This window comes from Halobellus sp. GM3 (assembly GCF_052545375.1).
This window is the reverse complement of record NZ_JBQWLT010000003.1, coordinates 89,733-103,374: the sequence shown is the minus strand read 5'-3', so window position 1 is coordinate 103,374 and position 13,642 is coordinate 89,733. Positions and strand designations below refer to the sequence as shown.

13 protein-coding genes are annotated in these 13,642 nt (G+C 67.9%); 9 read left to right on the top strand and 4 right to left on the bottom strand.

Translation table 11 applies throughout. From position 1 onward, the window contains the following. Positions 1 to 22 precede the first annotated feature (22 nt). Complete coding sequence (aroA, locus tag ACT3HL_RS05920) at positions 23 to 1,324, bottom strand: 3-phosphoshikimate 1-carboxyvinyltransferase (protein WP_445085889.1); 1,302 nt, start codon at positions 1,322 to 1,324, stop codon at positions 23 to 25. 213 nt (positions 1,325 to 1,537) lie between these two features. On the opposite strand from aroA, the gene ACT3HL_RS05915 reads away from it, so the two are divergent. Then, the gene (locus ACT3HL_RS05915) at positions 1,538 to 1,915 is read left to right on the top strand and encodes a hypothetical protein (protein ID WP_445085888.1); all 378 of its coding nucleotides are present in this window, start codon (positions 1,538 to 1,540) and stop codon (positions 1,913 to 1,915) included. A gap of 56 nt (positions 1,916 to 1,971) precedes the next feature. Here the strand turns inward: ACT3HL_RS05915 and ACT3HL_RS05910 are convergent, their stop codons facing one another. Next, positions 1,972 to 3,117, bottom strand: a complete 1,146-nt coding sequence (locus ACT3HL_RS05910; RefSeq protein WP_445085887.1) for a PGF-CTERM-anchored ABC transporter substrate-binding protein — start codon at positions 3,115 to 3,117, stop codon at positions 1,972 to 1,974. A 60-nt stretch (positions 3,118 to 3,177) separates the two neighbouring features. On the opposite strand from ACT3HL_RS05910, the gene btuC reads away from it, so the two are divergent. From btuC to ACT3HL_RS05890, 4 genes are all read left to right on the top strand, one after another. After that, on the top strand, positions 3,178 to 4,197 hold the full coding sequence (gene btuC / locus ACT3HL_RS05905; RefSeq protein WP_445085886.1) for a vitamin B12 ABC transporter permease BtuC: 1,020 nt from the start codon (positions 3,178 to 3,180) through the stop codon (positions 4,195 to 4,197). Then, complete coding sequence (locus ACT3HL_RS05900; RefSeq protein WP_445085885.1) at positions 4,194 to 5,507, top strand: ATP-binding cassette domain-containing protein; 1,314 nt, start codon at positions 4,194 to 4,196, stop codon at positions 5,505 to 5,507. Before btuC ends, ACT3HL_RS05900 begins: the two co-directional genes overlap by 4 nt. A 179-nt stretch (positions 5,508 to 5,686) precedes the next feature. Next, a complete protein-coding gene (locus ACT3HL_RS05895) occupies positions 5,687 to 6,739 on the top strand; it encodes a transcription initiation factor IIB (RefSeq protein ID WP_445085884.1) in 1,053 nt (350 codons plus the stop codon). Between the two features lie 75 nt (positions 6,740 to 6,814). After that, positions 6,815 to 7,036 (top strand): hypothetical protein, encoded by a 222-nt coding sequence (locus ACT3HL_RS05890; protein WP_445085883.1) that lies wholly within the window; start codon positions 6,815 to 6,817, stop codon positions 7,034 to 7,036. Positions 7,037 to 7,174: 138 nt separating this feature from the next. Here ACT3HL_RS05890 and ACT3HL_RS05885 read toward each other — a convergent pair whose 3' ends face one another. Then, positions 7,175 to 7,678, bottom strand: coding sequence for a halocyanin domain-containing protein (locus ACT3HL_RS05885; protein WP_445085882.1), 504 nt, complete (start codon positions 7,676 to 7,678; stop codon positions 7,175 to 7,177). A gap of 100 nt (positions 7,679 to 7,778) precedes the next feature. On the opposite strand from ACT3HL_RS05885, the gene ACT3HL_RS05880 reads away from it, so the two are divergent. The 4 genes from ACT3HL_RS05880 to ACT3HL_RS05865 all read left to right on the top strand — a co-directional run bounded on the left by ACT3HL_RS05880 (position 7,779) and on the right by ACT3HL_RS05865 (position 12,969). Next, positions 7,779 to 8,084 carry an Htur_1727 family rSAM-partnered candidate RiPP gene (locus tag ACT3HL_RS05880; protein ID WP_445085881.1) on the top strand — a complete coding sequence of 102 codons (306 nt, stop codon included), beginning with the start codon at positions 7,779 to 7,781 and terminating at the stop codon, positions 8,082 to 8,084. Then, the gene (locus ACT3HL_RS05875) at positions 8,081 to 9,295 is read left to right on the top strand and encodes a TIGR04347 family pseudo-SAM/SPASM protein (RefSeq protein WP_445085880.1); all 1,215 of its coding nucleotides are present in this window, start codon (positions 8,081 to 8,083) and stop codon (positions 9,293 to 9,295) included. Before ACT3HL_RS05880 ends, ACT3HL_RS05875 begins: the two co-directional genes overlap by 4 nt. A gap of 155 nt (positions 9,296 to 9,450) precedes the next feature. Then, a complete protein-coding gene (locus tag ACT3HL_RS05870; protein WP_445085879.1) occupies positions 9,451 to 10,563 on the top strand; it encodes a zinc-binding dehydrogenase in 1,113 nt (370 codons plus the stop codon). Between the two features lie 486 nt (positions 10,564 to 11,049). After that, positions 11,050 to 12,969, top strand: a complete 1,920-nt coding sequence (locus ACT3HL_RS05865) for a beta-CASP ribonuclease aCPSF1 (RefSeq protein WP_445085878.1) — start codon at positions 11,050 to 11,052, stop codon at positions 12,967 to 12,969. Between the two features lie 74 nt (positions 12,970 to 13,043). Here ACT3HL_RS05865 and ACT3HL_RS05860 read toward each other — a convergent pair whose 3' ends face one another. Then, entirely contained in the window at positions 13,044 to 13,445 is a 402-nt protein-coding gene (locus tag ACT3HL_RS05860) for a helix-turn-helix domain-containing protein (protein WP_445085877.1), read from the bottom strand. Positions 13,446 to 13,642 lie beyond the last annotated feature (197 nt).

Sequence of the window (13,642 nt, the reverse complement as noted above, 5' to 3'; positions counted from 1 at the left end):
CGCGGACCGAGGTGTACCGCGGCTACTCGGATCGCCCCACGTCGACGCCGAGAGACGCCATCGCATCGAAGAACCCGGGGAACGAGACGTCGACGTGTTCGCCGCCCTCGATCGTCGTCTCCCCGTCGGCGACGAGGGCCGCGACCGCCAGCGACATCACGATCCGGTGGTCGCCGCGGCCGTCGACGCGCGTGCCGACGAGGTCGCTCTCGCCGCCGTTGACGGTCAGCCGGTCCTGTTCCTCGGTCACCGTCGCGCCCATCTTTTCCAGTTCCTCGGCCATGGCGCTCACGCGGTCGGTCTCCTTGTAGCGGACGTGCTCGCAGTTCTCGATCACCGTCTCTCCGTCGGCAATCGCCCCCAGCGCGGCGATCGTCGGGAGGAGGTCGGGCGTGTCGCCGACGTCGACAGTCGTCCCCGACAGCGACGCGCGCGGGACCGTGATCTCGCCCGCCTCGCGGTCCCACTCGATCGACGCGCCCATCGATTCCAGAACCCCGACGATCGCGCTGTCGCCCTGCGCGCTCGGCCGCGCGCCCTCGACGACGACGGCCGCCCCCTCGCCTGCGGCGACCGCACCCGCGGCGAGCAGATACGACATCGAGGAGAAGTCGCCGGGGACGGCGTACTCGCCGCCCGCGGCCGCGTAAGACTGCCCGCCCGGAACCGAAAAGCCCGCGTCGGTCCGCTCGGCCTCGACGCCGAAGTCGGCGAGGACCTCGAGCGTGATATCGACGTACGGCGCGGACTTCAGTTCGGTCTCGAGGTCGATCTCGATGCCCTCCGCCGTCACCGCGCCGGCCATCAGGAGCGCGGTGATGTACTGCGAGGAGACGTCGCCCGGAATCGACACCCGACCGCCGCCGGTGTGACCGCCGACGACGAGCGGCGCCTGCCCGTTGCCTCGCGTCGACTCCGCGCGCCCACCGAGCTGGTCGATCGCGTCGAGCAGCGGGCCCTGTGGACGCGAGCGGAGCGAGTTGTCTCCGGTGAAGACGCAGAGGCCGTCGGCGAGCGCTCCGCAGGCCGTCACGAGCCGCGTCGTCGTGCCCGAGTTCGTGCAGTCGATCACGTCGTCGGGGACGTCCGGGCGGCCGTCGAAGCCCGCGACCGAGAGCGACGAGTCGTCTTCGGCGCGTTCGACGGTCCCGCCGAAGGCCTCGACGGCGCGCATCGTCGCGAGCGTGTCCGCGCTCACGAGCGGGTCGGTGACGACCGCCTCGCCGCCATAGCCCGCCGCGAGGATGGCCCGGTGCGTGTAGCTCTTCGAGGGCGGCGCGCGGACCCGCCCCGCGACGCGCGACTGCCGGATGATGGCGTCCATACTGGTCGTAGGCGGCGGCGGCGGTATGATACTTGCTGTCCGCGGCGCCGCCCGACGGGGTGGCGAGGTCCCCGAGGCGCCTCGCGGCCGGGGGAAAACCTATTACTCAATACTAGAGACTCTCTTCCGATGCGACAGATCGAAACACACAGCGGGGTGGGGCGGCGCCGTGCACTGATCGTCGGGCTTCGATCGTTGGAGGGGGGTCGCTAGATGGGGATCATCCGCGATATCTTCCTCATACAGGCGCTTCGGGGCTCCGAAAAGCGGGCGCTCGCCGCGCGCGATCCGGAGGGTAACGCGGTCTGTGGGGGCTGTCGGACGCCCGTGGCGGAAAACGCGACCACGTGTCCGAACTGCACCGCGGACCTGTACACGAAGCGCGGGCAGGGCGGTCGGCGGCTCGGCACGTTCTTCGGGCTCTCCTTCCTGCTGATGGCGCTGCTTCCCGCCGGCGAGGGACCGGGGCTCGGCCTTCTCGGATCGATCGTCATCGCGCCGATCGGGCTCGTGCTCCTGTATCTCGCCTACCAGTGGTACCGAAACCGGCCGGTTCGGGAGATGAACACCCGGGAGCTGCTGCCGTTCTGATACCACGCGGGGACCGCACCGCTTGGTCGACTGCTCCCGATTCCGCCTCCGGCTCGTTACTGCCGTCTCGCGAGCAGCGCCGCGGCCGCGAGCGCCGCGAGCGCCGCCCCGAGGCCGAACCCGGGCGAGTCGGCCGTTGTCTCGGTCGTGGCCTGTCCGTCCGCCTCGGTCGCGGTCGGCGACGGCGAGTCGGCAGCGGTCGTCGAGGTCGGCTCATCGGCCTGCATCGCCCGGTACTCCTCGTACGCGTCGGGATGGACGTTCTCGAGGATCGTCTCCGCCGCGTAGACTGACCGCGGCGCGGGCTGCTGGAGGTAGTTCGTGTCCACCCAGACGACGTTGTCCTCCCGAACCGCGGTCGTGCTGTTGTACGCCTCGTTCTCGGGGATCGGGCTCTCCTCGGGAGCGACCATCCACTCGGGGTTCATCTCGACGACCGTCTCGTCGTTGATCGGCTGGAATCCCGTGATTCCCGCCTCGGCCGCGCCGTTCCGCAGGCCGCCCGTCTCCATCACGTCGCCGATGAAGGTGTCCCCACCGGACGTGTACCCGTAGAAGACGTTGAGGCCGACGGGACGCTCGGCGTTTTCGAGCGCTCGCTCCATCAGTTCGATCGAGCGGCGGATCTCGTCCGCGCGCTCCGTCCCCGCCTCGCAGTTACCGCTCAGCCGACCGATCGTTTCGGTCTTCTCTGCGACGAACGAGAGCGACGTCGGCTGGCCGAACACGAACACCGGGACGCCCTGCGCGCGCAGCTGGTCGACGCGGTCGGCGGCCGCGCCGTGGGAGCTATTCGGGACCAGAATCAGGTCCGGCTCCGCGGCGAGCACCCGCTCGACGCTCGGCCCGCTCGGCCCGGAGACGTTCTCCTTCTCGTCTGCGCCCTCGAGATAGGACGCGTACTGGGAGACGCCGACAACCTCATCGCGCGCGCCGATCTCCCACATCGTCTGTGCGGCGCTCGGATTGAGCGTCACGATCCGCTCGGGATCGGAATCGAGCGTCACCTCGGCCCCGGTGGCGTCGGTCGTCTCGTATGGGAACTCACAGGTCGTCGACGGCGAGTCGTGGTCGTGGTCGTGCGCGATCGGGTCAGCGGTGATCGGTCCGTCCGCGGTCGCCGCGGCCCCGACGCCGCCGACGAGCGGGCCGACGGCGGCGAGGACGAGCAGTGCCGAAATCACGAGTGCGCTGCGTTGCATACCGCGTCCTGCGCGCTATTGCAACAAGTATTTGGCTAATCCAACTGAGGTTGAGATACCGTGACTGTTCGAACGCGGACCATCGCGTGGTCGAGTGCGCTGACGGGCGCGCTCGCCGCCGTCGTCGTCGTCAGCGCCGGTATCGGCCCGGTGTCGATACCGCCGGCGACGGTCGCGAAGGTGCTGCTGTCGGCGGACCCGCTCCCGTTCGTGTTCGACGCCGCGCGGACCGAGCGCGTGATCGTCCTCGACGTCCGTCTCCCGCGGATCGCGCTCGCGGCGTTCGTCGGCTTCGCGCTCGCGACCGCCGGCGTCGTGATGCAGGGGTTCTTCCGGAACCCGATGGCCGACCCCTCGATCATCGGCGTCTCCTCGGGCGCGGCCGTCGGCGCCGTCGCGACCATCGTCCTCCCCGTCGCGTTCCCGTTCGGCCTCGAACTGCAGGGCGCGGCGTTCGCGTCGGCGGTTCTCACCGCCTTCGGCGTCTACCTCATCGCCACGCAGGGCGGCCGGACGCCGACCGCGACGCTGCTGCTCGCCGGCGTCGCCGTGCAGACGTTCCTCGGCGCGGTCATCTCGCTTTTACTTCTCTACAGCGGGCAGAGCATCCGGCGCGTCGTCTACTGGCTGATGGGCCACCTCGGCGGCACCACGTGGGCGGAGGTGCGAGTGATCGCGCTCGTCCTCCCGCCGCTTTTCGTCCTGCTGCTCCTGTACGCGCGGGATCTGAACGTCCTCCTGCTCGGCGAGGAAGACGCCCACACGCTCGGCATCGACGTGGAGCGGACGAAGCGGCTGCTGCTCGCGGCCTCGAGCGTCGTCACCGCCGCCGCCGTCGCCGTCACCGGGGTGATCGGCTTCGTCGGCCTCATCGTCCCGCACGCGATGCGGCTGGTCGTCGGCCCCGACCACCGCATCCTCCTGCCGACGAGCGCGCTGGCGGGGGCGTCGTTCCTCGTCGCCACCGACACGCTCGCCCGGTCAGGGTCGGCGGAGATCCCCGTCGGCATCGTGACGGCGGCACTCGGCGCGCCCTTCTTTCTGTACCTGCTCCGCTCACACGAGGTGACGCGGCTGTGAGCGGCGGAAGCGACGGCGCGTCGGACCCGCTCGTCGAGATCGACGACCTCCGCGTCCGACTCGGCGGGACGACCGTCCTCGACGGGATCGACGCCTCCGTCGACCGCGGGCGCTTCGTCGGGCTCATCGGGCCGAACGGCGCGGGGAAAACGACGCTGCTCCGGACGCTCAACGGCGCGCTCACCCCCGATTCGGGGACCGTCTCCATCGATGGCCGCCGCGTCCACGACCTCACGGCGAAGGGCGTGAGCCGACTGGTCGCGACAGTCCCGCAGGACACGACTGTCGCGTTCAACTTCGACGCCCGGCACTTGGTCGAGATGGGGCGAAACCCCCACCGCTCGCGCTTCGACGGCTGGTCCGAGGCGGACGCAGACGCCGTCGAGCGCGCGCTCGATCGGACCGACGCGCGCCGGTTCGCCGACCGGACGGTGACGACGCTCTCGGGCGGAGAGCGACAGCGCGTCCTCCTCGCGCGGGCGCTGGCACAGGAGACGCCGCTTTTGCTCCTCGACGAACCGACCGCGAGCCTCGACATCAACCACCAGGTCCGGACGCTGGAACTCGTCCGAGAGCTCGTCTCGTCCGGTAAGACGGCCATCGCGGCGATCCACGATCTCAACCTCGCCGCGCACTACTGCGAGGAGCTGATTCTCCTCTCTGGGGGCGTCGTCGACGCCGCCGGCTCACCGGAGTCAGTACTGACTGAAACGGCGCTGGAAGGCGCCTTCGACGCCAACGCGGTCGTCTCCCGCCACCCGGTCACGGGGTCGGTGTACGTGACCGCGCTCCCGCAGCGTCGACGAGACGCTGATTCGAGTCACCCGCTGGGGCGCGTCCACGTCGTCGGCGGCGGGGGCACGGCCGCCAGACATCTCTACGTGCTCGATGCGGCCGGATTCGAAGTCACTGCGGGCGCGCTGAACGAGGGCGACACCGACACGGAAGCCGCGAGGAGCCTCGGGCTCGACGTCGTGACCGTCGACCCCTTCGCCGGCGTCGACGAGGAGGCGAGAGCGGCGGTCGAACGACTGATCGACGCCGCCGACTGCGTCGTCGTCGCCGACGCGGAGGTCGGGACCGGCAACCTCCCGAACCTCCGCGCGGCGGCGGCCGCAGACCGGCTCGTCCTCGTCGAGGAGCGGCCGTTCGCGGAGCGGAACTACGTCGGAGCCGCGGCCGACCGGGTGTACGAGCGGTTGCGCAATCGCGCCCGCGTCGTCGCCCCCGGCGACGTGCCGGCCGCCGTCGCCGACGCCGTCGCCGACGAGCCGCTGGCGATCCGACGTTCTGACGTAGCGAGGCGCTAACCCTGGTCTCACAGACTTCGTTCAGGCCGTGTCTGACCGCCGGACCGTGTTTGTCATCGACTAACATATCGGATCGGTATTGTGTTTGCACACGGCCGACAGATTTTTCACGCTCGGCTGCCAAATACGGGTGAAAGCGAGGCGGTGGTTCGGTTCTCGCCGTCATCCCGTGAGACAAAATGAGTGATGCCCTTCACGCGCGCACGCGCGATAGCACGGAGCGACAGTGGCGCGACCACACCGCCGATTCAGAGGAGGCGGCACGCGTCGAGTCGACGGAGCGAACAGCAACCGAAGAGAACGAACAGACAGAGTCGGAATCGCTTCGGTGCCCCGAGTGCGGTTCCTCGGAGCTCGTGACGGACGACGAGCGCGGCGAGACGGTCTGTGCGGACTGCGGGCTCGTCGTCGACGAGGACTCGATCGACCGCGGGCCCGAGTGGCGCGCCTTCGACAGCGCCGAGCGCGATCAGAAGTCCCGCGTGGGCGCGCCCACGACGAACCTGATGCACGACAAGGGGCTGTCGACCAACATCGGCTGGCAGAACAAAGACGCCTACGGCAACTCCCTGTCGTCGACGCAGCGACAGAAGATGCAGCGGCTCCGCACGTGGAACGAGCGCTTCCGGACCCGGGACTCGAAGGAGCGCAACCTCAAGCAGGCACTCGGCGAGATCGACCGGATGGCCTCCGCGCTCGGCCTCCCAGAGAACGTCCGCGAGACCGCCTCGGTCATCTACCGCCGCGCGCTCGACGAGGACCTCCTGCCCGGCCGCTCCATCGAGGGGATCTCGACGGCCGCGCTGCACGCCGCCGCCCGGATGGCGCAGGTCCCCCGGAGCATCGACGAGGTCGCTCGGGTCTCGCGCGTCGACGAGGACGAGTTCGAGCGGGCGTATCGCTACGTCGTCCGCGAGCTCTCTCTGGAGATACAGCCGGCGGACCCCGCGGAGTACGTCCCGCGGTTCGCCTCGGATCTCGAACTTCCGAAGGAGGCCGAGCGGACGGCGCGGGAACTGCTCGAGAACGCCAAGGAGGCGAACGTCCACTCGGGGAAGTCGCCGGTGGGTCTCGCCGCCGCGGCGCTCTACGCCGCCGCCCAGTTGACCAACGTGGAGCTGACGCAGGCGGAGGTGAGCGACGTGACCGATATCTCTGAGGTCACGATCCGGAACCGGTACCAAGAGCTGTTGGAGGCGTGGGACCCCGACTCGGCGCGCAGCGATCGATAGCGCGCCGTAGAGACCGGCTATCGGACCGCTCGTTCGGGAGATATTTTCAAGAAACCACCGGCCGAACGAGTTCGTATGCTGGATCACGACATCGCCCGCATCAGAGCCGACCGCCTCGAAGCGTTCGTTCGGGAACGGAAGCGAGACGCCGAGGCCGAGCGAATCGCCGCCATTGAGTGCGACCGTCGTGAGACGGCGGTCGAGGCGACGCATAAGATCGCTGCGTACGAGGAGGTCCTATCCTACGTCGAGACCAAAAGCGGCGACCGAGACGGGCTGATTTCGATCCGCCGGTAGGCCGGAACGTCCCGCGGTCCGCGGTTCGCCCGTTCTGTACGGCTCTGATACTGACCGTTCTCGTTACGTCCCGGCGATTGCCACCAACGAGGTGGGCAATCGCCCGGACGAGAACCGCCAGTATGAGACAGTTACTCCCTACTCCTCGACGACCACGACGCCCTTCATTCCGATCGTCTCGTGTGGCGTGCAGTAGTACTTCGTCGTCCCCGCCTCCTCGAACGTGTGCGAGAACGTGTGCCCGGAGTCGCCGACCTGTTCGGACTCGAAGGCGCCGTCCTCGGCGGCGACGTTGTGCAGTCCGCCGCGCCCGTTCCACTCCCAGACGACGGTCGTCCCCGCCGTGATACGAACCGCCGCCGGCCCGTACCCGAAGTTGCCGCCGTTGCCCTCGACGCCGACGGTGACGGACACCTCGTCGCTGTCGGTCCGATCGGCGACGCCGTCGTAGTTCGACGTCTCCGAGAGGTAGCCGTCGAAGGAGGGCGTCGACCCGCCGCCGTTCGACCCGTCCCCGCTTGACCCGCCGTCGGAGTCGGAACCCCCGTCGCCGCCGCCACCGCCGGAGCACCCGGCGAGTCCCGCGGTGACTGCCGCAGCGCCCCCGACGAACGTCCGTCGCGTGAGATTCGTTCGTGTCATCACTCGGTGTTGGTTCGGCCCTGATAAGGATACCATACTCGTTCTCACTCCGCGAAAACGGGCGGAACTCGTTCGGGGGTTCACCGATACGCCGCGAACGATGACGGGACCATACGAGATGCGCGTGACCGAACCGCGAAGCGACGCGACGCCGGAGTGGGAAGTGTTCCTCCGAACGGACGAGAGCGAGCCGCTGCGACACGTCGGGAGCGTCACGGCGCCCAGCGCGTCTGTCGCCCGCGAGCAGGCGTCGACGCTCTTCGGGTGGACCGCGCGGACGCTGTGGCTCTGTCGGGCCGACGACGTCGACCGCTTTACGAACCGGGATCTCGGCTCAGACGCCGTCGGGGGCGACACCGACGACGTCGCCGCCGCGGCCACTGTCGACGGGGGTGACGCCCCGTGATCTCGATCAGTAAGCTCCTGTGCGACCTCGACGCAGAGGGCGACGGCCTCCGCTACGACGACGGCCGCGGCTCGTCGCGGGAGCAGATCACCGAGGACCGAACGACCAAGCCGGTCGTCGTCTGGAACCTGACCCGGCGCTGTAACCTCTACTGTGAGCACTGCTACGCCGGTGCCGATCTCGACGCCGCGCCGGGGGAGCTTTCGACCGCCGAGGGGACACAGTTGCTCGACGAACTCGCTGACTACGGCGTGCCGGTCGTGCTCTTTTCGGGGGGCGAGCCGCTCGTCCGCGACGACCTCGAAGAACTGGTCGCCCACGCCGCCAGTGTCGGAATCCGTCCCGTTCTCTCGACGAACGGGACGCTCGCGACGGCCGAGCGCGCGGCGGCGCTCCGCGAGGCGGGGCTGAAGTACGCGGGCGTCTCCGTCGACGGGATGCCCGAGCGAAACGACGCCTTCCGGGGCGAAGAGGGCGCGTTCGACGCCGCCGTCCGCGGCATCGAGAACTTCCTCGACGCCGGGCTGAAGACAGGGCTCCGATACACGATCACCGAAAAGAACGCCGCGGACATGGAGTCGGTGGTCGACCTCCTCTCGGACGTCGGCGTCGACCGGTTCTGCTTTTATCACCTCGATTACGGCGGTCGCGGGGGTGACATCGCCGACGCCGATCTCACGCCCGCGGCCCGTCGGACGGCCGTCGAACGGCTCTGCGATACGACGCTCGACTATCACGACGCGGGCGAGGAGATCGAGACGCTGCTCGTCGGCAACTACTGCGACGCCGCGTTCCTCCTCGAGTACGCCCGCGAGCGCTTCGGCGAGGAGCGCGCCGCCGCCGTCCGGCGCTATCTGGAGGTCAACGGCGGCGATCCGACCGGCGAGCGCGTCGCCGACGTCGACTACCAAGGCAACGTCCACCTGACGCAGTTCTGGCAGGGATACAGCCTCGGCAACGTCCGCGACCGACCCTTCGGTGCGATCTGGGAGGACGAGTCGAACCCACTGCTCGGGGCACTACGGAACCGCGAGGCGCACCTCACCGGCCGGTGCGCGGCGTGCCGGCACCGAGACATCTGTCGCGGCGGCTCCCGCCTCCGAGCGACTGCGGCCGACGGCGACGTGTTCGCCCCCGACCCGCAGTGTTACCTGACCTCGCGCGAGCGCCTCGGACCGGCAGCGGACGGAAGCGATTCGCCGGCGGACTGATCGACGTCCGACACGAGCAGTATCGTATAGTAGCGTTTGCAAGTCATTGCACACTCGATCGCCCGACGGCGTGCGATCGGATGAGCAATCAGTTACAAACGCGATGATAAGTGGCCACTATATTTAGCACGTATTGGTGCGTTCTTCCGCCCGCTATGGAGATTCAAGCAGCCGTCGTAAACGAGGAGGCGGGACCGTTCAGCATCGAGACCGTCGAACTGGAGGATCCGCAGGACAACGAGGTGCTCGTTCGGATCGTCGGCGCGGGCGTCTGTCACACCGACATGATCGTCCGCGATCAGCTGTATCCGACGCCGCTTCCCGCCGTGCTGGGTCACGAGGGGTCCGGCGTCGTCGAGTCCGTCGGCGAGAACGTCGCGGCCGTCGAGCCGGGTGACCGCGTCGTCTTGAGCTTCGACTACGACGACGACTGTCCCAGCTGTCACGCCGGCCACCCGGCGTACTGCGAGGACTTCTTCGCCCACAACTTCGGCGGGCGGCGGCCCGAAGACGGCACCTCGCCGCTCTCTCGCGACGGCGAGGAACTCAGCGGCCGCTTCTTCGGGCAGTCCTCCTTTGCGACGCACGCGATCGCGACGGAGCGGAACGTCGTCGCGGTCGACGACGACGTTCCGCTCGAACTGCTCGGGCCGCTCGGATGCGGGATCCAGACGGGCGCGGGCGCGGTGATCAACACGCTGAACCCGCAGGCCGGCTCCTCGATCGCGATCTTCGGCGCCGGCTCTGTCGGCCTCTCTGCGGTCCTCGCCGCTGATCTCAAGGGCTGTACGGAGATCGTCTCAGTCGACCTGAAGGAGAACCGACTGGAGAAGGCCGCGGCACTCGGCGCGACCGAGACGGTCAACCCCGGGAGCGTCGAGGACGTCGTCGAGGCCGTCGGCGACGCGACCGGCGGCGGCGCCGACTACGCGGTCGAGTCGACCGGCGTCCCCGAGGTCGCAGAGCAGGCGGTCGACACGCTCACCCAGCGGGGGACGCTGGGGGTCGTCGGCGCGCCGGCGCTCGGAACCCGGGCGAGCTACGACGTCAACGACCTCATTCTCAACGGCCGGTCGATCACGGGCGTCGTCGAGGGCGACAGCAACCCCAAGGAGTTCATCCCGGACCTGATCGAACTGTACCGACAGGGCAAGTTCCCGTTCGATGAACTCGTAACCTACTACGACTTCGATGAGATCGAACAGGCCGTCGAGGACTCGGAGAACGGGAGCGCCATCAAACCGGTCCTGCGCGTGAGCGAACCGTAGGCGAATCCAGTGCTGCGGGCGGATACGGCGCTGGTCGCAGATTCGGTGCTAGTAGGCGGAGACGGCGCTGGTGGGTGGACCCGGTGAAGGTGGCGTTGACCGCGACTCTCGGGATCCGGTTGGCGAACAGTCGGCACACTCCGGTTCCCGCGTCGACGTGCCGAACAACCGCGACCCGACACGGGGTTGTTGCTACGTGATACGCGCTCTGGCCTCGCTATCGGATATAAACCTCCGTGAGATCGAGGACGATGTCGAACTCCGGGCCCCCGCCCGCCCCACACGAAAAGCGTATATATACGCCACCGGATAACCACAATTGAACGATTTCGTCCGTTCGCGCGGGAGGCGTTCTGGCCGTGGATCGACCCGGTCCGCCGGAACGGCCGCATCCGCCCGGTGGCGTCGGCGCACGTACTCTCATCCGCCGATCCAGCGTGTTCGACGCCGAACTCCGTCCTCCCGCCTACGACGTTTCAGCTACGTATGAGCACTAACGATACCACGGATCCGCTCGAAGCGGTCAGATCACGACTCGAAGACGAGATTCCCGACGACCTCGTCGTCTCGCGCGTCGCCTACGAGGGCCCGGAACTGGTCATCTACACGGAGACCCCGCGAAAGTTCGCCGAACGGGACGGCCTGATTCGCCGACTCGCCAGCACGCTCCGAAAGCGGATCACCGTCCGTCCGGCCGCCGGAACGCAACTCGATCCGGCGGAGGCGAAGCCGAAGATCCTCGATATGATTCCCGACGAGGCGGGGATCACGAATCTACAGTTCTACCCGGCGACGGGCGAGGTGCTGATCGAGGCCGAAAAGCCCGGTCTCGTGATCGGCCGTCGCGCGAGCACGCTCCGCGAGATCACCCAGGAGGTCGGCTGGACGCCCGACGTGCTTCGGACGCCGCCGATGGAGTCCTCGACGGTCGACAACGTCAGGAACTTCCTGATGCAAGAGCGCGACGACCGCCGGGACTTCCTCGAACGCGTCGGCAACCGAATCCACCGCGAGGGGGCCGACGAGACCGAGTGGGTGCGCGTGACGACGCTCGGCTGCTGCCGGGAGGTCGGCCGCGCGAGCTTCGTCCTCAGCACGCCCAACACGCGTATCCTCGTCGACTGCGGCGACAAGCCCGGCGCGGAGGGCGAGGTGCCGTACCTGCAGGTCCCCGAGGCGAACCCGATCGCCGACCTCGACGCGGTCGTCCTGACGCACGCGCACCTCGACCACAGCGCTCTCCTGCCGCTGCTGTTTAAGTACGGCTACGACGGCCCGGTCTACACGACCGAACCGACCCGCGACCTGATGGGGCTGCTCCAGTTGGATTACCTCGACGTCGCCGCCAAGGAGGGCCGAACGCCGCCGTACGAGTCGGAGATGGTACGCGAAGAGCTCAAACACACGATCACGCTCGATTACGGCGACGTCACCGATATCGCGCCCGACATCAAACTCACGTTCCACAACGCCGGTCACATCCTCGGCAGCGCCGTGGCGCACTTCCACGTCGGCGACGGCTTCCACAACATCGTCTTCTCCGGCGACATCCACTACGACGACACGCGCCTGTTCAACGGCGCGTCGAACGACTTCCCGCGCGTCGAGACGCTGATGATGGAGTCGACGTACGGCCGGCGCGACGACTACCAGACCGATCAGGAGGACTCCGAGCGAAAGCTCCTCGAAATCATCAACGAGACGTACGAACGCGACGGGAAGGTCGTCATTCCCGCGTTCGCCGTCGGGCGCTCACAGGAGCTGATGCTCGTCCTCGAGGAGGCGATGCGGAAGGGGCAACTCCCGACAATGCCGGTGTACCTCGACGGGATGATTCGCGAGGCGACGGCGATCCACACGGCGTACCCCGAGTTCCTCCGCGACGGCCTCCGGGATCGGATCCTCCACGAGGACGAAAACCCCTTCCTCGCAGAACAGTTCCAGCAGGTCGACGGCGGCCAGGAGATGCGCGAGGAGATAGCCGACGGCGACCCGTGTATCGTCCTCTCGACGTCGGGGATGGTCACCGGGGGCCCGATTATGTCCTGGCTCGAACTGCTGGGGGGCGACGAGGAGAATCAACTCATCTTCGTCGGCTATCAGGCGCAGGGGACGCTCGGCCGACGCATCCAGAGCGGCCGCAGAGAGATCCCGTTCAGCGACCGCGGGAGCCGAAGCGAGCAGTTGACGCTCCGCTTCGACGTCGCGTCCGTGAGCGGCTTTTCGGGTCACGCGGACCGGAACGGCTTGGAGAACTTCGTCGGCACGATGAACCCGCGGCCCGAGCGGATCCTCTGTGTCCACGGCGACGAGGCGTCGACGGATCAACTCTCCTCGGGGCTCTATCAGAAGTTCAACGTCCGGACGTACGCGCCGCGGAACCTCGAGACGTTCCGGTTCGACTGAGCCGACAGCGGGTGTTCGCACCCAGAGAAAGAAGAGACAGACCGCGTACCGAATAGCTCTCGCGTCTCGGTTCCTCAGCCCTCGACGGCGATTTCGGTGTCTTGGCGCGCGTATTTGTCCTCGAACTCCTGAATGAGCTGTCCCATCTTCGCGTACCAGTCGTTGAGCATCCGCTGCATATCGTCGGAGATCTTTTCGGGGTCCGTCGGCGAGTAGACGTGGTAGTACCCGCCCTGTTCGTAGTTGACCTGCTCTTTCTGGATGAACCCCGACTGGAGCAGGCGCTGGATCGAACGGTACGCGGTCGATCGCTCGCGGTCGACGATCTCTGCGATCTCATCGACCGTCAGCGGCTCTTCGGCCCGCACCAAGACCTGAAAGCACTGCTTGTCGAGTTGTTTGAGGCCGTGGAAGCACTCGAGGAGCCCTTCGCAGACCATATCCTGCTGCAGTTGTTCGGACATCGAATCGGGCATTTTATCGATCGGAGGTTGGTGCCGACCGATTAAAAGGCTTGTGTGGGATTCGTACAATCTCGCACCATCGTCGTCGACGCCGAGAGGCCCGCGCTTTGCGTGGCGGGGTCGGTGAAAGAGCCGCTCGGCGAGCGACGATCGGGGAACGGAGGGCAGTCGAGCGAACGCGAATCGCGAACCGGAGAGGGGAGACGAGA

Bases quoted from the DNA above. Each gene is read 5' to 3' on its own strand.
- aroA (WP_445085889.1), bottom strand. From the start codon at position 1,324: ATGGACGCCATCATCCGGCAGTCGCGCGTCGCGGGGCGGGTCCGCGCG.
- ACT3HL_RS05915 (WP_445085888.1), top strand. From the start codon at position 1,538: ATGGGGATCATCCGCGATATCTTCCTCATACAGGCGCTTCGGGGCTCC.
- ACT3HL_RS05910 (WP_445085887.1), bottom strand. From the start codon at position 3,117: ATGCAACGCAGCGCACTCGTGATTTCGGCACTGCTCGTCCTCGCCGCC.
- ACT3HL_RS05895 (WP_445085884.1), top strand. From the start codon at position 5,687: ATGAGTGATGCCCTTCACGCGCGCACGCGCGATAGCACGGAGCGACAG.
- ACT3HL_RS05890 (WP_445085883.1), top strand. From the start codon at position 6,815: ATGCTGGATCACGACATCGCCCGCATCAGAGCCGACCGCCTCGAAGCG.
- ACT3HL_RS05885 (WP_445085882.1), bottom strand. From the start codon at position 7,678: ATGACACGAACGAATCTCACGCGACGGACGTTCGTCGGGGGCGCTGCG.
- ACT3HL_RS05880 (WP_445085881.1), top strand. From the start codon at position 7,779: ATGACGGGACCATACGAGATGCGCGTGACCGAACCGCGAAGCGACGCG.
- ACT3HL_RS05870 (WP_445085879.1), top strand. From the start codon at position 9,451: ATGGAGATTCAAGCAGCCGTCGTAAACGAGGAGGCGGGACCGTTCAGC.
- ACT3HL_RS05865 (WP_445085878.1), top strand. From the start codon at position 11,050: ATGAGCACTAACGATACCACGGATCCGCTCGAAGCGGTCAGATCACGA.
- ACT3HL_RS05860 (WP_445085877.1), bottom strand. From the start codon at position 13,445: ATGCCCGATTCGATGTCCGAACAACTGCAGCAGGATATGGTCTGCGAA.